The 19823-nt window shown below is 63.9% G+C and carries 20 protein-coding genes; 8 read left to right on the top strand and 12 right to left on the bottom strand.

Annotated features, from left to right (window positions below; genetic code table 11):
• The first annotated feature begins 6 nt into the window (after positions 1-6).
• Complete coding sequence (locus SS05631_RS18320) at positions 7-1635, top strand: ABC transporter ATP-binding protein (RefSeq protein WP_037422723.1); 1629 nt, start codon at positions 7-9, stop codon at positions 1633-1635.
• Positions 1636-1644: 9 nt separating this feature from the next.
• Entirely contained in the window at positions 1645-2604 is a 960-nt protein-coding gene (locus SS05631_RS18315; RefSeq protein ID WP_037422662.1) for a glyoxylate/hydroxypyruvate reductase A, read from the top strand.
• 96 nt (positions 2605-2700) lie between these two features.
• On the opposite strand, the gene SS05631_RS18310 is transcribed toward SS05631_RS18315, so the two are convergent.
• The 3 genes from SS05631_RS18310 to SS05631_RS18300 form a co-directional block, all read right to left on the bottom strand.
• Positions 2701-3552: an NlpC/P60 family protein gene (locus SS05631_RS18310; RefSeq protein WP_037422665.1), complete on the bottom strand. Its 852-nt coding sequence runs from the start codon at positions 3550-3552 to the stop codon at positions 2701-2703.
• Between the two features lie 8 nt (positions 3553-3560).
• On the bottom strand, positions 3561-3905 hold the full coding sequence (locus tag SS05631_RS18305; RefSeq protein WP_037422667.1) for a MarR family winged helix-turn-helix transcriptional regulator: 345 nt from the start codon (positions 3903-3905) through the stop codon (positions 3561-3563).
• A 198-nt stretch (positions 3906-4103) separates the two neighbouring features.
• A complete protein-coding gene (locus SS05631_RS18300; protein ID WP_037422670.1) occupies positions 4104-5492 on the bottom strand; it encodes a M17 family metallopeptidase in 1389 nt (462 codons plus the stop codon).
• Between the two features lie 132 nt (positions 5493-5624).
• Here SS05631_RS18300 and SS05631_RS18295 point away from each other — a divergent pair, with 132 nt between their 5' ends.
• Complete coding sequence (locus SS05631_RS18295; RefSeq protein ID WP_037422673.1) at positions 5625-6449, top strand: tetratricopeptide repeat protein; 825 nt, start codon at positions 5625-5627, stop codon at positions 6447-6449.
• A 155-nt stretch (positions 6450-6604) separates the two neighbouring features.
• Here the strand turns inward: SS05631_RS18295 and SS05631_RS18290 are convergent, their stop codons facing one another.
• The 9 genes from SS05631_RS18290 to SS05631_RS18250 form a co-directional block, all read right to left on the bottom strand.
• Complete coding sequence (locus SS05631_RS18290; protein WP_037422676.1) at positions 6605-7588, bottom strand: type II secretion system F family protein; 984 nt, start codon at positions 7586-7588, stop codon at positions 6605-6607.
• 7 nt (positions 7589-7595) lie between these two features.
• Positions 7596-8606: a type II secretion system F family protein gene (locus SS05631_RS18285; RefSeq protein ID WP_037422679.1), complete on the bottom strand. Its 1011-nt coding sequence runs from the start codon at positions 8604-8606 to the stop codon at positions 7596-7598.
• A 32-nt stretch (positions 8607-8638) separates the two neighbouring features.
• Positions 8639-10102: a CpaF family protein gene (locus tag SS05631_RS18280; RefSeq protein ID WP_095678031.1), complete on the bottom strand. Its 1464-nt coding sequence runs from the start codon at positions 10100-10102 to the stop codon at positions 8639-8641.
• A 44-nt stretch (positions 10103-10146) separates the two neighbouring features.
• Entirely contained in the window at positions 10147-11430 is a 1284-nt protein-coding gene (locus SS05631_RS18275; protein WP_037422683.1) for a CpaE family protein, read from the bottom strand.
• Between the two features lie 36 nt (positions 11431-11466).
• A complete protein-coding gene (locus SS05631_RS18270) occupies positions 11467-12117 on the bottom strand; it encodes a CpaD family pilus assembly protein (protein ID WP_162109148.1) in 651 nt (216 codons plus the stop codon).
• A gap of 56 nt (positions 12118-12173) precedes the next feature.
• On the bottom strand, positions 12174-13646 hold the full coding sequence (locus SS05631_RS18265; protein WP_234828106.1) for a type II and III secretion system protein family protein: 1473 nt from the start codon (positions 13644-13646) through the stop codon (positions 12174-12176).
• Between the two features lie 93 nt (positions 13647-13739).
• Positions 13740-14552: a Flp pilus assembly protein CpaB gene (gene cpaB, locus SS05631_RS18260; RefSeq protein ID WP_037422692.1), complete on the bottom strand. Its 813-nt coding sequence runs from the start codon at positions 14550-14552 to the stop codon at positions 13740-13742.
• Positions 14553-14675: 123 nt separating this feature from the next.
• Complete coding sequence (locus SS05631_RS18255) at positions 14676-15188, bottom strand: prepilin peptidase (protein ID WP_037422695.1); 513 nt, start codon at positions 15186-15188, stop codon at positions 14676-14678.
• A gap of 101 nt (positions 15189-15289) precedes the next feature.
• Positions 15290-15472 carry a Flp family type IVb pilin gene (locus tag SS05631_RS18250; protein WP_037422698.1) on the bottom strand — a complete coding sequence of 61 codons (183 nt, stop codon included), beginning with the start codon at positions 15470-15472 and terminating at the stop codon, positions 15290-15292.
• A 251-nt stretch (positions 15473-15723) separates the two neighbouring features.
• On the opposite strand from SS05631_RS18250, the gene SS05631_RS18245 reads away from it, so the two are divergent.
• The 5 genes from SS05631_RS18245 to SS05631_RS18225 all read left to right on the top strand — a co-directional run bounded on the left by SS05631_RS18245 (position 15724) and on the right by SS05631_RS18225 (position 19811).
• Positions 15724-16149 (top strand): pilus assembly protein N-terminal domain-containing protein, encoded by a 426-nt coding sequence (locus tag SS05631_RS18245; RefSeq protein ID WP_037422701.1) that lies wholly within the window; start codon positions 15724-15726, stop codon positions 16147-16149.
• A gap of 156 nt (positions 16150-16305) precedes the next feature.
• Positions 16306-16911 (top strand): TadE/TadG family type IV pilus assembly protein, encoded by a 606-nt coding sequence (locus tag SS05631_RS18240; protein ID WP_037422704.1) that lies wholly within the window; start codon positions 16306-16308, stop codon positions 16909-16911.
• Positions 16912-16936: 25 nt separating this feature from the next.
• Positions 16937-17494: a TadE/TadG family type IV pilus assembly protein gene (locus tag SS05631_RS18235; protein WP_083854184.1), complete on the top strand. Its 558-nt coding sequence runs from the start codon at positions 16937-16939 to the stop codon at positions 17492-17494.
• Positions 17495-17619: 125 nt separating this feature from the next.
• Positions 17620-18840 carry a phosphopentomutase gene (locus SS05631_RS18230; protein WP_037422710.1) on the top strand — a complete coding sequence of 407 codons (1221 nt, stop codon included), beginning with the start codon at positions 17620-17622 and terminating at the stop codon, positions 18838-18840.
• Positions 18837-19811 (top strand): adenosine deaminase, encoded by a 975-nt coding sequence (locus SS05631_RS18225; RefSeq protein WP_037422713.1) that lies wholly within the window; start codon positions 18837-18839, stop codon positions 19809-19811. Before SS05631_RS18230 ends, SS05631_RS18225 begins: the two co-directional genes overlap by 4 nt.
• Positions 19812-19823 lie beyond the last annotated feature (12 nt).

Genomic DNA, 19823 nt, shown 5'->3' with positions numbered 1-19823 from the left:
GCGACGATGACAGACACCCTCCTCTCCGTGCGCGACCTCTCCGTGGCCTTCCACCAGGGCGGCGACACCTCGGTCGCCGTCGACCACATCTCCTTCAACATCAAGCGCGGCGAGACGGTGGCGCTCGTCGGCGAATCCGGCTCGGGCAAGTCGGTCTCGGCGAATTCGATCCTGAAGCTCCTGCCCTACCCGGCAGCGAGCCATCCGAGCGGCGAAATCCTCTTCAACGGCAAGGATCTCCTGAAGGCGAGCGATGCCGAATTGCGCCATGTGCGCGGCAACGACATCACCATGATCTTCCAGGAGCCGATGACGTCGCTCAATCCGCTGCACACAATCGAGCAGCAGATCGGCGAAATCCTCGAATTGCACCAGGACGTGAAGGGGCCCGCGGCGCGAGCGAAAACGCTGGAGCTCCTCGATCAGGTCGGCATCCGCGAGGCAGAAAAGCGGCTCGGCGCCTATCCGCACCAGCTTTCCGGGGGCCAGCGCCAGCGCGTGATGATCGCCATGGCGCTCGCCAACCGGCCGGAACTCCTGATCGCCGACGAGCCGACCACCGCGCTCGACGTCACCGTCCAGGCGCAGATCCTCGAACTCCTGAAGTCGCTCAAGGACCAGCACGGCATGTCCATGCTGTTCATCACCCATGACCTCGGCATCGTCCGCAAGATCGCAGACCGGGTCTGCGTGATGACCAAGGGCAAGATCGTCGAGACCGGCCCGACCGCCGAGATCTTCGCCAATCCGCAGCATGCCTATACGCGGCATCTGCTCGCCTCCGAGCCGAAGGGCGAGCCGCCGCCTTCCGACCCATCGAAGCCGATCGTCGTCGAAGGCAAGGACGTGAAGGTCTGGTTCCCGATCAAGGCCGGCTTCCTGCGCCGTGTCGTCGATCATGTGAAGGCGGTGGACGGCATCGATCTGACGCTGCGTGCCGGCCAGACGCTCGGCGTCGTCGGCGAATCCGGTTCGGGCAAGACGACGCTCGGCCTGGCGCTGACGCGGCTGATCTCGTCGAAGGGACGGATCGCCTTCGTCGGCCAGGACATCGACGCCTATAGTTTCCGCGAGATGCGGCCGCTCCGGAACCGCATGCAGGTGGTCTTCCAAGATCCTTACGGCTCCCTCAGCCCGCGCATGTCGGTCGCCGACATCATCGGCGAGGGGCTGAAGATTCATGAGAGGGCGCTCTCCGACGACGAGCGCGATGCACGCGTTGCCGCAGCGCTGCAGGAAGTCGGGCTCGACCCGGCCACCCGCTGGCGCTACCCGCATGAATTCTCCGGCGGCCAGCGGCAGCGCATCGCGATTGCACGGGCAATGGTCCTCAAGCCGCAATTCGTCATGCTCGACGAGCCGACCTCGGCCCTCGACATGAGCGTCCAGGCGCAAGTGGTCGACCTCCTGCGCGATCTGCAGCGCAAGCACAATCTCGCCTATCTGTTCATCAGCCACGACCTGAAGGTGGTGCGGGCGCTCGCCAACGAGGTGATCGTCATGCGGCTCGGCAAGGTGGTCGAACAGGGACCGGCCGAACGGATCTTCGAGGCGCCCGTCGAAGACTATACCAAGGCGCTGATGGCCGCCGCCTTCAATCTCGAGGCCGTCAACCTTTCCGCCATCCGTCAGTAGAGCGTCCGAATGCCTGCCAAGAGCCCCATCATCGTCGACCTGAAATTCATTCCGGGGGAAGTGGGCGCCGCCCTTAAGGGCGCCTTTCCCGGACGCGAGGTGATCAACCTCGCGGATCCGTCCCATCGCGGCCGGGACCTCTCGGCGATCGATTATGCGGTGGTCTGGAAGTCGGCGCCCGACCTCTTCTCTCGCGCACCGGACCTGAAGGTCGTCTTTTCCGGCGGCGCCGGTGTCGATCACGTTCTGACGCTGCCGGGCCTGCCCGATGTGCCGCTGGTGCGCTTCGTCGACCGGACGCTGACGACGCGGATGAGCGAATGGGTGGTGATGCAATGCCTCCTGCATCTGCGCCAACATCGCGCCTATGAGGCGCTGGCCAGCAATCGCGAGTGGCGGGACCTAAGCCAACCGGAAGCCGCCGACGTTACCGTCGGCATCATGGGAATGGGCGTGCTCGGCCAGGACGCCGCCCGCAAGCTCGCGGTGATGGGCTTCGAGGTCATCGGCTGGTCGCGAACCAAGCGAACCGTCGAGGGCATCGACACCTATGATGCCGCCGGCCTCGACTCCTTCCTCGGCCGGACGGATTTTTTGGTCGGGCTGCTGCCGCTGACGCCGGATACGAGGGGCATTTTCAACGCAGCCCTCTTCAGGAAGCTCAGCCGCAAGGGACCTTTCGGCGCACCGGTTTTCATCAATGCCGGCCGCGGCGGCAGCCAGGTGGAAGCCGACATCCTCGAATGCCTCGATTCAGGCGTTCTGGGTGGAGCCTCGCTCGACGTCTTCGAAAGAGAGCCGCTGACGTCCGAAAGCCGCTTCTGGGACATGCCGAACGTCTATGTGACGCCGCACGTCGCCGCCTCCTCCGACGTCAAAGCACTCTTTGCCCATGTCGAAGAGCAGATCACCCGCTTCGAAAGCGGCCTGCCGCTGGAGCATGTGGTGGATAAGGTAGCCGGCTATTGAAGCTGAGAATGACGGGCATGCGGGCCGGACGGTGCAGCCTGGGCGGCGCGCAAGCAAGGCGTCACTCCCCTACAGGAGCGCATCTATGCAAACACTTCAAGGTCGTCGATACCCTGTCGGCTCTCCGTAGAGCCAGCCAATGCGGCGGATCGCATCGTCGAGCCCCTCGCGCGCCACCGTCATCGTATGGCCGTTGGCATGCACAAGGGTCTCCTCGTCCTCCATGATGGCCACATGGCCCTTCCAGAAGACGAGATCGCCCCGGGCGAGCTCGTCGCGGCCGATCGGCTGGCCGAGAGCGAGCTGCATGTCGGTGTCGCGCGGCGCCTCCCGCCCCGTCATTTGCATCGCCAATTGCACAAGGCCGGAGCAATCGATGCCGAAGCCGGAGCGGCCGCCCCAGAGATATGGGGTTTCCATGAAACGGGTGGCGATTGCGACATAGTCGTCGCCGATCGGCCCATCGGCCGGCGCGCAATGGTTGGCAACCACCGCCAGGCCACCGTCGAGCAGGACATAGCGGGTGCCGCGTGTCTCCGCCTCGCCGACGACATTGATCCGGCTTCCCATGGAAAGTGCAAAGGCCAGCGGAAAGCGCAGGTCCGCGCCGCGATAGGCAAATGTTCGCGGCACGGCGACGATATGGGTTGCCGCCGCACCAACCTGCCCCACCGTGTCCTGCGGCACGTAGCCGACATAGCCGTCGCGTTCCGACTTGACCCAGGCCCATCCGTCGGCTGCGTCGAGCACGCGAACCGTTTCGCCATAGAGCACTTCCGTGTCGGTGCCGCAGGCAAGATCCGGCCTCGCCCTCAGCGGCACCACGGGCACGGACACGACAGCCGGCGTCCCTTCGACGAAGCGCTTCGCTTCAACGAGGCCGCGCAGGCGCTCCTCCGCGAGGTCCTCGCGATAGGCATTGAGACGGCGATCGAGCACTTCGGGCATGGCTGAACTCACAATTTGAGGCCCTGATTGATGATCAGATCGCCGAATTTTTCAAGATAGAGCGCGCCCTCGACGGTCCGCTTGATGACCACATTACGCCTGTCGCGCTCGTCGCGCACCCGATCGACGAGGCCGAGCGCCCCCATCGTATCGAGAGCGCGGGTGATCACCGGTTTCGTCACGCCGAGCTTGGCGGCAAGACCGCGCACCGTGTGCGGCGGCGGCACGAGATAGATTTCGAGCAGGATCGCCATCTGGCGGAGCGTCAGATCGCGGCTGTCGACCCGGACCTGCTCGATCGAGACGGCATGCCAAAGCCCCAGCGCTTGCGAGGGTGTCAGTTCGACCGGCAAGGCAAACTCCTGCGTAAGTCACGTTCCCGCACCATAGCCAGAGGATCGTTACGCAAGCGTTTCTTTATCGCCGGGCCGCAGGGGCAAGCCGCGCACCCCCTTCGGCGTCGCGGGAAAGAGGCGCCGCCATCCCTTCTCCCCATCAAAATGGCGAGAAGGTCGCGGCAGCGGGATGAGGGGCAGGCGACGACAGCAAGGCTACCCCGCCAACCGCCCGATATGGTGATAAAGCGCCCGGATTGCCTGCGCCTCGCCGCCGACGGGCGAATGCGGGCGCTCGGATTGCGCCCAGGCGTAAATATCGAAATGCACCCAGCTCTTCGCATTGGTGACGAAGCGCTTGAGGAACAGCGCCGCTGTGATCGAGCCGGCCATGCCGCCCGAGGGAGCGTTGGTGAGGTCCGCGATGCGGGCCGAGACGTCCTTGTCGTAGCCCATGTAGAGCGGCATCCGCCAGAGGGGGTCGTCCACAGTCAGGCTCGCCTCGAAAAGGTCGCGGGCGAGATCCTCGTCGTCGGTAAAGAAGGGCGGCAGGTCGGGGCCGAGCGCCACGCGTGCCGCCCCGGTAAGCGTCGCCATGTCGACCATCAGGTCGGTCTTCTCCTGGTCGGCATAGGCGAGCGCGTCGGCAAGAATCAGCCGGCCCTCGGCGTCGGTGTTGTCGATCTGCACCGTCAGGCCCTTGCGGCTCCGGTAGATGTCGCCGGGGCGGAAGGCGTTGGAGGAAATGGAATTCTCGACGGCCGGTACGATGACGCGGAGCTCGACCTTCAGCTTCGCGTCCATGATCATCAGCGCCAGGCCCAGGACGTTTGCGGCGCCGCCCATGTCCTTCTTCATCAAATGCATCGAGGCGGCCGTCTTGATGTCGAGGCCGCCGGTGTCGAAGCACACGCCCTTGCCGACGAGCGTCACCTTCCGGTGCCCTTTCTTGCCCCAGCGCAGCTCCAGGAGCCGTGGCGCCTCGGCGCTGGCCCGGCCCACCGTATGCACCAGCGGGAAGTTCTGGGTCAGCAGGGCCTCCCCGGAGATCACCGAGACATCCGCCTTATAGTGCGCGGCAAGCGCTCGGAAAACCGATTCCAGCGCTTCCGGCCCCATGTCGTTGGTCGGCGTGTTGATCAGGTCGCGCGCCAGGAAGACGCCGGCGAGCTGCCGTTTGATATCGCCCGCGTCCGCGTCGGCCGGGATCATCAGCGTCGGCGCCTCGGGCCTGGGGGACCTATAGCGCTCGAAACGATAGGAGCCGAGACCGTAGCCGAGCGCCAGGCGATTGGCGGTCAGCGGCGCCGTTTCGATGTGCCATTTGCCGGGCGGCAGGCTGCGCGCGAGCTTGCCGGTCAGGAAGGGGGCCTCCGACGGCCTTGAGCCGAGGCCGAACAGTGCACCGCCGAGATGATCGGCAGAAGGAATGAGGAGGACGGCACCCGACTCCGCCTTGAATCCGGCCTTCCTCGCCCAATCGAGAGCGATCGGGTCGATGCTCCCCGTATCGATATGCGCCGGCGTCACCGCAAAGATGGGCAGCGTCTTGCCGGCACTGGTGTTGAAGGGCGACGGCCGCTCGATGAACTGGAAGGGAGCCATGAATGTCCTCGACTGACGGATAGGGATGGCGCAATTAACGCTCTGTTAGGGTTAACAGATTATTGCTGGAGTGAAAGTTGCGCCGTTGATGTTCGGAGTTCCGGTGCCAATCGCATTCTGGGGCACCGCTCGATGACGACGAAAAACATCCTCTCCTCCTTCATGCAACGCCTGTCAGCCGGAGCCGCGGTTGCGCTGATGGCGCTGGCGCTCGGCGGCTGCGCCGGGCAAGAGGGCAGGAAGGAGCTGACGACCGGCTCGATCCCGAAGCTCTCGAAACCGGTGCAATCGATGAACGCCACCGAGCTCGCGGCAGCCGCGGAAAGTATCGGCCAAGCCTATGAGCGCGATCCCAAGAACCGCGAGGCGGGCTTGAACTACGCCAATCTGCTGCGGATGACGGGCCGCAACGAACAGGCGCTCGCGGTGATGCAGCAGGTGGCGATCAACCATCCGACGGACCGCGAGGTCCTCGGCGCCTATGGCAAGACCCAGGCCGCCGCCGGGCAGCTCGAACAAGCGCTCGCGACCATCGGCCGGGCGCAGACGCCGGATCGCCCCGACTGGAAGCTGAAATCGGCGGAAGGCGCCGTGCTCGACCAACTCGGCCGTGCCTCGGAGGCGCGCCTGCGCTACCGCGAGGCGCTGGATCTTCAGCCGAACGAGCCCACCATCCTGTCCAATCTCGGAATGTCCTATCTTCTCACCAAGGACCTCAAGACCGCCGAGACCTACCTCCGCTCCGCCGCAGATCAGCCCGGCGCCGGCAGCAGCGTCCGCCAGAACCTCGCCCTTGCCGTCGGTCTGCAGGGCCGTTTCCAGGAGGCCGAAACCATTGCCCGGCAGGAGCTGACGCCCGAGCAGGCGGAGGCCAACGTCGCCTATCTGCGCTCGATGCTGTCGCAGAAGGGCGCCTGGACCGAGCTCGCCAAAGCGGACGAGGGGAATACGAACTAGACCGGCGGTGCCGTTAATCCGACGGCGATTTTCTGATCGCGGTCCAGCATCTTCACGCCAAATCGGTTGCAGCGAAATCGTCTCCCTCGCAGGACCGATTCAGAAGCGCAACGGTTCTCTCGGGGGGCGATCGCTACTTCGGGAATGCGTCCGGCCTAAAACTTGTCCGCCACCTGAATTCCGGCAGGGCCGAGGATCACGGCGACGAGGACCGGCAGGAAGAAGAGGATCATGGGCACCGTCAGTTTCGGCGGCAGCGCGGCCGCCTTCTTTTCCGCCGCGGTCATGCGCTGGTCGCGGCTTTCCTGCGCCAGCACGCGCAGCGCCTGAGCGATCGGCGTGCCGTAGCGGTCGGCCTGGATCAGCGCCTGCATCACCGCCTTGACCTCCTCGAGGCCTGCGCGCAGGCCGAGATTTTCAAGCGCGATGCGCCGATCGGGCAGGAAGGAGAGTTCTGCCGTCGTCAGCACCAGTTCCTCGGCAAGCGCTGGAGACTGGGCGGCGATCTCGTCGGCGACGCGCCGCATGGCGAGTTCCATCGACACGCCCGATTCGACGCAGATCAGCAGGAGATCGAGCGCGTCCGGCCAGGCGCGGCGGATCGAGTGCTGGCGCTTCGAGATCGCATTGGCGATGAAGATATTCGGCGCGTAGAACCCGAGATAGGCGAAGCCGAGCGTGAAACATGTCCTTAGCATGAACGGCTTCTCGGCAAAGTTGCCCAGCACGAAAATATATACGATGGCAACCGCCAGAAACAGGAACGGCAGGCAGAAGCGGGCGAAAAGGAAGGTGTTCAGCGCGTTCTGGGTACGGTAGCCGGCGGTCTTTAGGCGGTTGACGGTGTTTTCGTCCACCAGCGCCCGCCGGAGATTGAGCCGCTCGACGATCTGGCGGACCGAGCTATTGTGCTGCGCCCGGAGGCTTGCCTTGCCGGCGGCCGCTTCGGCGTTCAGCCGGGCGCGCTCGCGGGCGCGGATCTGCTCGCGCTCGGTGGCGACGGACTTCATCCGCTTGGCAAGGTCGCCCCGCTCAAAAATCGGCACGGCGAGCGAGTAGAACGTCGCAAGCACCGCCATCGACACGAGAACCGCGATGAGGATGTTCGGATCGGTGAGTGTCCTTATCCAGCCGTCCATCGCAGCCTCAAATGTCGAAATTGATCATGTTGCGCATCACCCAGATGCCGATACTCATCCAGACGGCCGAAACGCCCATGATGAGATGGCCGCGCGGATCGGTGAAAAGCACCATCATGTAATCCGGCGACGTCAGATAGACGAGCGTTGCCACGATGAAGGGGAGTGCGCCGATGATGCAGGCCGAGGCCTTGGCTTCCATCGACAGGGCCCCCACCTTCGCCTTCATCTTCTTGCGCTCGCGCAGCACCTTGGAGAGGTTGCCGAGCGCCTCGGACAGGTTGCCGCCGGCCTGCGCCTGGATGGCGATGACAATCGCGAAGAAGTTGACCTCGGGCAGCGGAATGCTCTGGATCATGCGGGCGCAGGCTTCCGGCACGTTGAGACCGACCTGCTGGGACTCGACGACGCGGCGGAACTCCGTCTTCACCGGCTCCTGGCCGTCGCTGGCAATCAGCCGCAAGGCGTCGTTCAGCGGCAGGCCGGACTTGATCGAGCGGACCATCACGTCGAGGGCGTTCGGAAACTCGTCGAGGAATTTCTTGCAGCGCCGCTTGATCATCGCCCCGATCAGCCAGCGCGGCAGACCCGCGGCCGTGATCAGAGCGACGCCGACGGCAATCCACAGGCCGGCTCCGGCGATGAGGACGACAATCAGGGCGAACAGGCCGAAGGCCGCGCTGAAGAGGTAGAACCGCGTCGGGGAGATCGACAGGTTGGCCTGGACCAGCCGCTTCTTCATCGACGGGGCAGCGTTGGCCGATTTCTCCTGCTGCTTCTTTTCGAGCTCCTTCAACGAGTCCTGCAGGGATTTGCGCCGCTTCGACATCTCGTTGACGCGGTCGCGTGCCGCCTTGATCTTGGCGCGGTCGGTCTCGGCGGCACCGACGCGGCGAAGGCGCCCTTCCGCCTTCTTGTCGTTCTCGATGCGGGAATAGAGCACACCGTAGGCGAGCGCCGCCGCGGCAATCGCGACGAGGCCGGCCAGTGCCAGAACGGTGATGTCTATGCCGAACATCGAGTTATCGGTTCCTTTGCTCCAGCGCCGCCCTAGTTCTTTTCCATCGCATCGAGCGTGGCGGCGAGCCGCTTGTCCTCGTTGAAGTAGCGGGCACGATCCCAGAAATGCGGCCGGCCGATGCCGGTCGACACATGGCGGCCGATGATCCGGCCGTTGGCGTCCTCGCCGTCGATCTCGTAGCGCATCAGATCCTGGGTGACGATGACGTCGCCTTCCATGCCGGTCACCTCGGTGATGTGGGTGATGCGGCGCGACCCGTCGCGCAGGCGCGAGGCCTGGATGATGACGTCGACCGAGCCGGCGATGATTTCGCGAACGGTCTTGGCCGGCAGCGTATAGCCGCCCATTGCGATCATCGACTCCATGCGGCTCAGGCACTCGCGCGGCGTATTGGCGTGGATCGTGCCCATCGAGCCGTCATGGCCGGTGTTCATCGCCTGAAGCAGGTCGAACACCTCCGGGCCGCGCACTTCGCCAACGATGATGCGTTCGGGGCGCATGCGCAGGCAGTTCTTGATCAGGTCGCGCATGGTGATCTGGCCCTCGCCCTCGATGTTCGGCGGGCGGGTTTCTAGGCGAACCACATGCGGCTGCTGCAGTTGCAGTTCGGCGGAATCTTCGCAAGTGATGATCCGCTCGTCGGCGTCGATGTAACGCGTCAGGCAGTTCAAGAGCGTCGTCTTGCCGGAGCCGGTGCCGCCGGAAATGACGATGTTACAGCGGACGCGACCGATGATCTGCAGGAGCGTGGCACCCGCCGGCGTGATCGAGCCGAAGCGCACGAGCTGCTCCAGCGTCAGCTTGTCCTTCTTGAACTTGCGGATCGTCAGCGCCGTCCCGTCGATCGCCAGCGGCGGCGCGATGACGTTGACGCGCGAGCCGTCCGGCAGGCGCGCGTCGCAGATCGGGCTCGATTCGTCGACGCGGCGGCCCACCTGGCTGACGATCCGCTGGCAGATCGACAGGAGCTGGGCATTGTCGCGGAAGCGGACGTCCGACTCCTCGACCTTGCCGCCGACTTCGATGAAGGTCTGGCCGGCGCCGTTGACCATGATGTCGGCGATGTCGTCGCGGGCCAAAAGCGGCTCGAGCGGCCCGTAGCCGAGCACATCGTTGCAGATGTCGTCTAGCAGTTCCTCCTGCTCGGCGATCGACATCGCGAAATTCTTGATGGTGATGATGTCGTTGACGATGTCGCGGATTTCCTCGCGCGCGCTCTCGGTATCGAGCTTGGCGAGCTGCGACAGGTCGATCGTGTCGATCAGCGCTGAGAAGACCTGCGATTTCGTATCGTAATAGTCCTCGGCCCGCTGTGTGCGGCGGCGCGCCGGAGCGGCCGGCTGCACGCGGGGCACCGAAGCCGCCGGCTCGGCGAGAACCGGTGCGGCAGGACGCTCCATCACCGCCGAGGGCGCCGACGGCACGGCCGGCGGCGCCACGGGCGATTGCGCGCCGGTCTTGCCAAATCCCTCATTTCCGCGTTTGCCAAACATCACTTCATTCCACTTGCTGCATCGGTCCTTCCGCCGCCGGCTGCCTATCGCCTGCCGAGCTTTGCCAGAACCTTGCCGAGGCCGCCCTTGCGCGCCTTCTTGATCGCCGTGCGTCCGGTCAGAAGATGGGCGAGCTGCGAGAAGGTCTCGGCGGCGGGGGACTTTCTGTCGATTTCCGCAATCATCCGGCCGCTATTGGCGGCATTTCCGAAGAGCACCGCGTCGAAGGGGATGATGGCGGCGGCCTCGAGCTCCAGCGACTCGCAGAATTCGTTGGGGGCGATTTCCGGCCGCTTCGGCATGCCGACCTGGTTGAGGACGAGATGCGGCGCCCGATCGTTCGGCCGAAGCTTCTTCAGCGCGTCGTGGAGATTCTTCGTGTTTCTGAGGCTTGCGAGGTCCGGGACGGCGGTGATCACCACCTCATCGGCCTCGCCGAGCACCGAGCGGGTCCAGTCCGACCAGCCATGCGGAACGTCGAGCACCGAAACGGGGGCGCTGCGCTGCAGAATCTCGAGGATCGGCTGGAAGGCGCCCGCCTCAAAATCATAGGCGCGGTCGAGCATCGAGGGGGCGGCCAGCAGCGACAGGTGCTCGGAACATTTGGTCAAGAGCCGATCGAGAAAAACCTCGTCCAGCCGGTCCGGCGCCGAGACGGCCTCGGCAATCCCCTGCGGCGGGTCCTGGTCGAAATCGATGTTCGCCGTGCCATAGGGCAGGTCGAGATCGGCAAGAATGGTTTCCGTCGAAAACAGGTTGGAAATGCCCCAGGCGCAATTGTGAGCGATCACCGACGAACCGCTGCCGCCCTTGGCGCCGATGAAGGCGAGGCTTCGCCCGAGCGGCTCGGCTTCCGGATCGACGAAGATCGCCGCGACCGCGGCCAGCAGATCCGCCATTGCCACCGGCGCGACCATATATTCGGAGATGCCGTTGCGGATCAGTTCGCGATAAAGCGCAATGTCATTGTGACGGCCGATGATGACGACCTTGGTGCTCGGGTCGCAGACTTCGGCAAGCGGCGCCAGCTCCGTAAGGAGAGATCGCGGTTCCGTGACGGTCTCGAGGATGATGAGATTGGGCGTCGACACGCTCGCAAACATGTTTGCGGCGGCGGCGATGCTGCCCCCGGTGATGCGAAGGCTCACCTTCGCCATGCGGCGATCCTGTCCGCAGCGCTCCATGAGGCGCTGCATGGCCTCGCTTTCGCAGAAGGCATGGATCGAAATGCGCGGCAAAGGCCGGAGCTGATCGAGGTCGCCGGGGCGCGAGACGTCCGCCGCAAGCTCGGCTCCGCCGGTGTCGATGTTGTATTCAATCGCGCTCATCTTGGTTCCTCAAAACCCGCATCATTCCGCCGTCGCTCAGTCCGACGCCGCATCACGCCAGGCGTCGATCACTTCGCCGCGCTGGGCGGCGTCGACCGGCGACATCTGGCGCGGGCCGATCAGGTCCGTCGGGCTGGCGATCTGGGCGGCGAGGTTGGACTGCGAGGCGCAGCCGAAATTGTAAAAGTTGCGGTTCTCCATCGTCAGCGTGAGGTCCTCCGGCCATTCGCCGCAGGGTGCGGTCTGCGCGGTGATCGCGACATAGCTCAAGCGGATGGGGGCGGCATCGCCCGGCGCAAGCGCTTCGTAGCTGGTTTCGATCATCCTCTTCGGCGGCACGCCGCTTGCCGCCAGCACGCGGCGGATGTCCTTGCGCACGATCTGGGCGGCATGGCTGTTGGCGGAACCGCGCGGCAGCATGATCTGGATCACGCCGCTCGATGCGTTGCGATATTCGGTGGCAAAGCCGCGGATAACGTCGCGCGTGCCCGCCGTCAGCCGCCGGTCACCGGAGGCGACGGGAATATCGATCACCCGCTCTCCTTCAGCAATGACGATCGGATGACGGGTGCGGTAATCGTCCGGAATCGAGCCGGTCTTCAGCCTGTCTTGGCTGCCGCAGCCGGCAAGCAGACCGGCAAGGACCGCCAGTGCGGCGATCCGGGCGGAGGCGCGAGTCAGCGACATGGAGGCCGGTCTTTCAAGTCTTTTCTGAGCTGTGTTTCGGTTGTGCATGACCCGACCTATTTGTAGATGAAGCCGACATTGCCGTGATACCGGCCGACCGGGGGTGCCGCCTCGGGACGTCCGTAGAGGCGGTTGACGCGGCCGACGAAAAAGCTTTCCAGATCGTTGGCGGGATTGAAATTGTCGTCTGGCCGCGACAGCGCGCTGCGGGCGACCGGGCGCACCAGATAGGGCGTCGCGATGATCACCAGTTCCGTCTCGTTGCGTTGAAAATCCTTGCTGCGGAAGAGCGTGCCGAGAATCGGGATTTTGGACGCACCGGGCAGGCCCGACATTGCCTGGCGGATATTGTCCTGCACAAGGCCGGCGATGACGATCGAGCCGCCGGAGGGGAGTTCGACGCTGGTGGAGGCCTCGCGCCTGCGAATGCCGAGGAATGTACTGCCGGGAATATCTCTGAAACTGTTTCCCGTTACAACCGACCCCTCATAGGTCGGCTCCGAAACTTCTGTTTCGATTGCCAGACTGATGCGACCGGCACCAAGAACGACAGGCTTAAAGTTCAGGCGAATGCCATACTCGGCATCCTCGACTTCCCGTTCGACGACCGGCACGGGCTGTCCGGTAGCCGGATCCTCTTCCGTCGTGATCTCCTGGGGGCCGGCAAGGCGGAATTCGCCGCCAACATAGAACTTGGCCTCCTGACCGGAAATCGCCGTCAAGCTCGGTTCCGCAAGCGTGCGCATGACGCCGGCCTGCTCCATCGCGTTGATATAGCTCTGGACCAGCGTGCCACCGACATTGTTCTGTATGATCGAGTTCACGCCGACGCCGATCGCGTTGCCTAGATTGGCTGGGTTGCGGAAGCTTAATCCACTTTCGCCGTCGGAGACGCGGCCGTTGAAGCCGAGCTGCTTCAGCACCTGGCGACTGACTTCGGCGACAGTGACCTTCAAGGTCACCTGATCCTCGCCCTCGACCGTCAGGAGATTGACGATCTGCGAGGTCTGACGTTCCTCTGCAAAAATATCGGCGTCGCCGTTGGTGCCCTGGGCGGTGATGTTGCGAGTCGTCGCTTCGCCGCCTTGCAGGAAGGCGCGGGCAAGATCGACGGCCTTGGTCGAGTCGAGCGGCGTGCGGACGGTACCGGTCAGGACGACGTTATCGGAAACGATCTCGACATGAATATCGGCGTCGGGGATGAAACGGCGCAGGTTGGCTTCGAGGCCGGCGACATCACGCTCGACAGCAACATCGAGGCTGACGATCTCCTCGCCATTCGGTCCGAAGACGAAGATATTGGTCTGACCGACCGTTTTGCCGAACAAATAGATGCGGCGCGACGTACGTGTGACCGCATCGGCGAGCGCCGGGTCGGCAACGAGAATATCGTGGGCGTCGGTCGGGAGATCGACAACCACGGCCTTGTTGAGACCGAGATTGACCTTTTTCTTCACGCCCGGGCCGCTCTCGACGATGCGGACCACCGACGAGGCGGCCGCCTCCGCGGTCGGAACCGCCGGCAGCATCATGCCGGAAAATGCCAGCGAGAATGAAAGACCGGCTGCGAGACAGGTCCGAAATGTGTTTCCGCTCCGCTTCACGTTGCGCCCCGTCCGATCTTACTGCTGGTTCTGCGTGGTGGTGGTTTCATCGCTCTTGACGATGGAGCCGGATTTGATGACCTGAATGCTCGGCTGGCCGTCGCCGCTCAAAAGATAGCCGGCCGCCCCGGTATCGGCTTCCTGCGCATCCGCGACGCTGCGCAGCGCCAGCGAGATGCGCTCGGCCATCTGCTGCGCGACCGTCATCACTTTCGACTGGTCTGGCGTGAGCTCAAGCGTCGCCGTCGTACCGATGACGGATTTCGAGCCGTCATCCTTCTCTTCGACCTGCTGGTCGATCGCCAGCACCCGGACATTGCTGAGCACGGTTTCGGTCAGATAGACGTCGCCGTCGGACTTGCGCACCATAATCACGTCGACGCGGTCATTGGGCAGGATGAACCCGCCGGCGCCGGTCGCGACGGTGATTTCCGTGGCGACCGCCCGCTTTCCGGCCGGCAGAAGCGACGACATGATGCGGTTGGATGGGTCGGCGATCTTTTCCTGGCGGACGGGCTCGCCGTCGAAGAGCGGCAGGCGGACAATCGCACCGGACAGATCATCGATTGCAGCCGGGCGGCTTTCCTCGGTGATCATCCCGTCGGCGACGCCGTCCTTCGGCCAGGCCATCCAGTGGATCGAATCGCCGCCGAGCCGCGAGCCCACCGGCAGGCTCTTGCTGGCGACGAGCACATTGATGCTAGGCGCCTGCTCGACGAGCGGCTCGGCCGTCCGCTGCGCCGGAGCACGCGTGAGCTTCATCGCCAACAGCCCGGCCATTGCCGCGGAACCCACGGCCACCGCCAGAATGATGATGCGCACCGGTTTCATGATCGTCCAAGCCCCTGAAAATCCCCGGGGCCAGATTGATCAGGAAATGGTGTAATTATAGTTAACGGATCGCTTATGAACGCGGTTAACGAGACGTAACCGCGTTTTGTGGCTATGCCGTTGTCACCCAAGCTGAGCGAACACGGCTTCCATCAGCGGCGACGAGGGATAGGCGGCAAAGCCGCCGAGCGCAATCGCGATGCCGTAGGGTATCTTTTTTGCCGTCAGTAGCAGCTGCGGTACCGGAATGCCGCTCGCCAGGATCGCGTTCTCCTGTCTCCGCAGGAGAAGTACCGCAACAGTTAGCAACCCGCCGAAAATCGAAACATACGCCAGAAAGGCGACGAGCGATGCATCGAGGCCGAACCAGATGGCGCCGGCAGTCAGGAGCTTGGCGTCGCCGCCGCCCATGATGTTGACCGCAAAAAGGCAGAAGCAGACGGCAAAGACGAGGACAGCCGCCGCCATATGGAACCCGATCTGACCCAGGTCGAGACCTGCGAACGGCGCGACGAGGAAAAATGCGCCAAGCAGGATTGCCGACACCCGGTTCGGGATCGTCATCGTCAACAGGTCCGAGAACGCTGCCAGCGCGAGACAGAACGGAAGAATGACCAGAATGCACGCAATTGTCATGCCGTCCCCCTAAGCTGCACGATAGAGACAACCTACGGTCGAAAAAGAGAGCCGTTTCGAAGGAAACGGCTCTCTACGTTCTTTGCTAAGCTGGAGCCCAATTACATGCCTTCTTGGGCGGTCTTCATCTCATCCTTAAGGCCCGTGAACAACAGGTCGAGCTGATCACCAAGCTGCGTTGCGCCGGTGATGAGTGCAACAGAGATCAGAGCTGCGATCAGGCCGTACTCGATGGCCGTTGCACCGGACTCGTCCTTCATCAGGCGGGCGAAAATGGTCTTCATGGAGGTTCTCCTACTTCACGTTGTTGTCAGCACGTCCGCCAACTGTTTGCCGTTGATCGGATACCCTGAAATTAGCGGGGCCGAATTGCCACGGGCTTAAGGAAACCGGTTAGTGTGAAGTAAAAGCGCAACCGCTGTTTCTTGGGTGGATGTTCCGGAAAGGGATCCGGTTGATTGCGCAATACTGATGTAACCTTTCATTCACCAAAACACGCCAGAATGCGAGTAGCCATTCGCCACCGGGACGCATCATGAACACGCACTTCGCGACCAAGCAGGTCGCCACCCTTGCCTTTCTCGCAACCGCGCTTTTCGGTTTCTTTGTTGCCGAGGCAACGCAGGCGGCGGAGCAGATGATGCGCGTCTATATGGACCACGCGCGCGTGCTGAAGCTCGATCGGCCGGTGAGCAAGGTGATCATCGGCAATTCGGACGTCGCCGACGCGACGGTGGCGGATTCGAAGACGATCGTCCTGACGGGCCGCAATTTCGGCACCACGAACCTCGTCATCCTCGACCAGGACGGCAATGCCATTGTCGACGAGCGCATCCTCGTGTCGATCGACGAAGGCAACACCGTGCGCGTCTACAAGCAGACCACCCGTACCGTCTTCTCCTGCTCGCCGAACTGCGAGCGCCACGCCGAGCGCAAGGCAACGACGTCGAGCAGCAACTGAGGCCTCTCCAAGACCACTAAAATTCTTCGGGTCTCGGCAAACGATTCTTCAACAGTCTCAGCTTATTCTATCGACAATTGCATGAGGCGGAGGTGCAGGCGAATTCGCATGCCCTTCCCGAATCTCGCTCACGACGTGACATGACGGAACGGCGCAATGTCGATAAAAGTGAAAGCATCCACGGCGAACCGGCGCGCACCGCGCCCCCTCTTTCGCCGCCTGCTCGGAGATAAAAGGGGCGGCACGGCGATCGAGTTCGCGATCCTCGCCTTGCCCTTTTTCATCGTCGTCTTCGCCTCGATAGAGACCTTCGTGGCCTTTGCCGGCGAGCAGCTGCTCGCCAATGCGACCGACACCTTAGCACGCAAGATCCGCACTGGCGAGATCACTCAGGAGATGGGCGAATCAGAGTTCCGCCAAGCCTTCTGCGACGAGATCGCCATCCTCCTGACCTGCTCCGCGACGGAGGTCGACGAGCCGGAAAAGCTCTACCTGGATGTTCGCCAAGTCGCCGATCCGTCGCAGTTTCCGGCGGCGGTGCCGCGGGTCGGGTCGGGCGATTCCTCCGATCTCGACACCAGCGGCTTCCAGTTCGCGCCGGGCGGCGGCAAGGAATACACGATGGTGCGCGCCTATTACCGCTGGCGGGTGATCACCGATCTCGTGCGGCCCTATGTCACCAACTTGCGGTCGGCGGGCAGCAGCATGCCGGACGACTATTTGATGGTCGCGACCGCAACATTCCGCAACGAAGACTATTGAGGACGCCATGGAACGCTCGCATGGAATGACCTCCGCCCGGCGTATCCTGTCGCGTCTGTCGCACGACCGTCGCGGCGTCGGCGGCGTCGAGTTCGCCCTCGTCGCGCCGCTGTTGATCATGGCCTATATCGGCGCTTTCGAGCTTTCGGTCGGACTGAACGTGGTGCGCAAGGTCGCCCGCGCCTCGAGCACCGTCGCCGATCTGGTCAGCCAGGGGTTGAGCGTCGATACGGACTTCCTGGATAGCATGAACAATGTCGCGGAGAGCGTCCTGGCCCCCTATGCCGGACCGGACTACACGCTGAAGATCACCGGCATACAGGTTAACGGCACCACGACCGGCACCGTTCTCTGGTCGCGCGACCAGGACGGCGGCACGCCTTATCCGGCGAATTCCACGACCACGGTTCCCTCCGATCTCGAGGCTGTAAACGCCTTCGTGGTGCGCACCGAACTCGTCGTCCCGCACGAACTGATGCTCTTTTCCCAAGATCTTTCGAGCAACGTGAGCACGATCGATCTCTCCAAGACCTCCTATTACCGCCAGCGCTCCGGCACGAAGATCGAATGCACCGACTGCTGAGTCACTCCTCCCGCTCAATTGCATTGAATTTGGCGCCGCGCTATTCCTGCGAAATTGCGCGGGATCGCTCCCGCGCTCGTCAATAGCACCGGACCGCGCCCGCGCTCCGGTCCAGCGGGTGTTCAATGGCGCGTGCCTTTCTCTTCGTGCTCGATTCCTTCGGCATCGGCGGTGCCCCGGACGCCGAGGCATTCGGCGATCGCGGTGCCGACACGCTCGGCCACATCGCCGAGTTCTGCGCGGCCGGCGCTGGAGACCGCGCCGGCTTGCGCGAGGGTCCCCTGCACCTCCCCAACATGTCGGCGCTCGGGCTGATCCATGCGGCGCGGCTGGCGACCGGTCGGGTTCCTGCCGGTATGCCGCTGCCGGAGCGCGTTTACGGCGTCTACGGCGCCGCCAGCGAGGTTTCGCGCGGCAAGGACACGCCGTCGGGCCATTGGGAGATCGCCGGCACGCCGGTGAGGTTCGACTGGGGCTATTTTCCATCCGAGGGGGAGGCATTTCCGCCGGAGCTCGTCGAGGCGATCTGCCGCGAAGGCGAGGTTGCGGGCATTCTCGGCAATTGCCACGCCTCCGGCACCGACATCATCGCTCGCCACGGCGAGGAGCATATGCGAAGCGGCAAGCCGATCTGCTACACCTCGTCCGACTCGGTCTTCCAGATCGCGGCGCACGAGCGGAGCTTCGGGCTCGAGCGGCTCCTGGAACTCTGCCAGGTCGTGCGTCGGCTCGTCGACGACTACAATATCGGCCGTGTCATCGCCCGGCCCTTCGTGGGCGACAATCCCGACAATTTCACCCGAACCGGCAATCGCCGCGACTATTCCGTCCTGCCGCCGGAGCCGACGGTCCTCGATCGGCTCGAGGAGGCCGGGCGACAGGTGCACGCGATCGGCAAGATCGGCGACATATTCGCGCATCAGGGCGTGACGAAGCTCACCAAGGCGAACGGCAACATGGCGCTCTTCGACGCCAGTCTCGCGGCGCTCGAAGAGGCGGAGGAGGGCGATTTGGTCTTCACCAATTTTGTCGATTTCGACATGCTCTACGGCCACCGCCGCGACGTCCCGGGCTATGCGGCGGCGCTCGAAGCCTTCGATGCCCGGCTGCCCGATCTCGACCGGCGGCTCCGGCCCGGCGACATGGTGATCCTCACCGCCGACCACGGCTGCGACCCCACCTGGCGCGGCACCGACCATACGCGCGAGCGCGTGCCGGTGTTGATGTTCGGTCCGTCGCTCAGGAGCCGGTCGTTCGGCGTTGCGAACAGTTTTGCCCATATCGGCGAGACCGTCGCCCGACATCTCGGCATCGCGCCGGGTCCACATGGGAGAAGTCTTCTTTGACCGCACATCTGAAAAAAGCCGAGCTGCATTGCCACATAGAAGGCGCCACGCCGCCGGAACTGGCGCTGCGGCAGGCGGGCAAATACGGCGTCGACACGAGCGCCATCATCCGCGAGGGAGCCTATGTCTGGGAGGATTTCACCAGCTTCGTGAAATGCTACGACGCGGTCGCCTCGCTGTTCCGCACCGAGGGCGACTATGCGTTGCTCGCGGAGACCTATCTCACCGAACTCGCCGAGGCGGGAACGATCTATAGCGAAATCATCGTTTCGCCGGACCACGGCAACACGATCGGGCTCGGAGCCGACGCCTATCTCGAGGGGCTTGCGGCCGGCATGGAGGCGGCCAGGGCGAAGAGGGGGATCGAGTCGCGCATGCTGATCACCGGCATCCGCCATCTCGGGCCGGAATCGGTCGTCCGGACCGCCGAGTATGCGGCCATGCGCCGCCACCCGCTGGTGACCGGCTTCAACCTGGCGGGCGAGGAGCGGCTGCACAGCGTCGCCGAGTTTTCCCGCGCCTTCGACGTGGTCCGCGACGCCGGTCTCGGCCTGACCATCCATGCCGGCGAACTTTCCGGCGCGTTCAGCGTCCGCGACGCGCTGGACCATGTGCGCCCCTCGCGCATCAGCCACGGCGTCCGGGCGATCGAGGACGCGGATCTCGTCAAGCGACTTGCCGAGGAGGGCGTGGTGCTCGAGGTCTGCCCGGGTTCCAACATTTCGCTGCAAGTGTTCCCGGATTTCTTCTCGCACCCGCTCAGGCCGCTTTACGAGGCGGGCGTCCGCGTCACGCTCAACTCCGACGATCCGCCCTTCTTCCACACCTCGCTTGCCCAGGAATATGAGATCGCCGCGCATGTGATGGGCTTTGGCGACAGCGAGATCGACCGGATGACGAGAACCGCGATCGAAGCCGCCTTCGTGGACGAGCCGACGAGAGAGAGGCTGCTCAAGGCACTGCATATGTAGCCGCGATATTCG

Source organism: Sinorhizobium sp. CCBAU 05631 (assembly GCF_002288505.1).
Taxonomy (GTDB): Bacteria; Pseudomonadota; Alphaproteobacteria; order Rhizobiales; family Rhizobiaceae; genus Sinorhizobium; species Sinorhizobium fredii_C.
The sequence above is the reverse complement of the archived record's forward strand: the minus strand, read 5'-3'. Positions and strand labels throughout refer to the sequence as shown.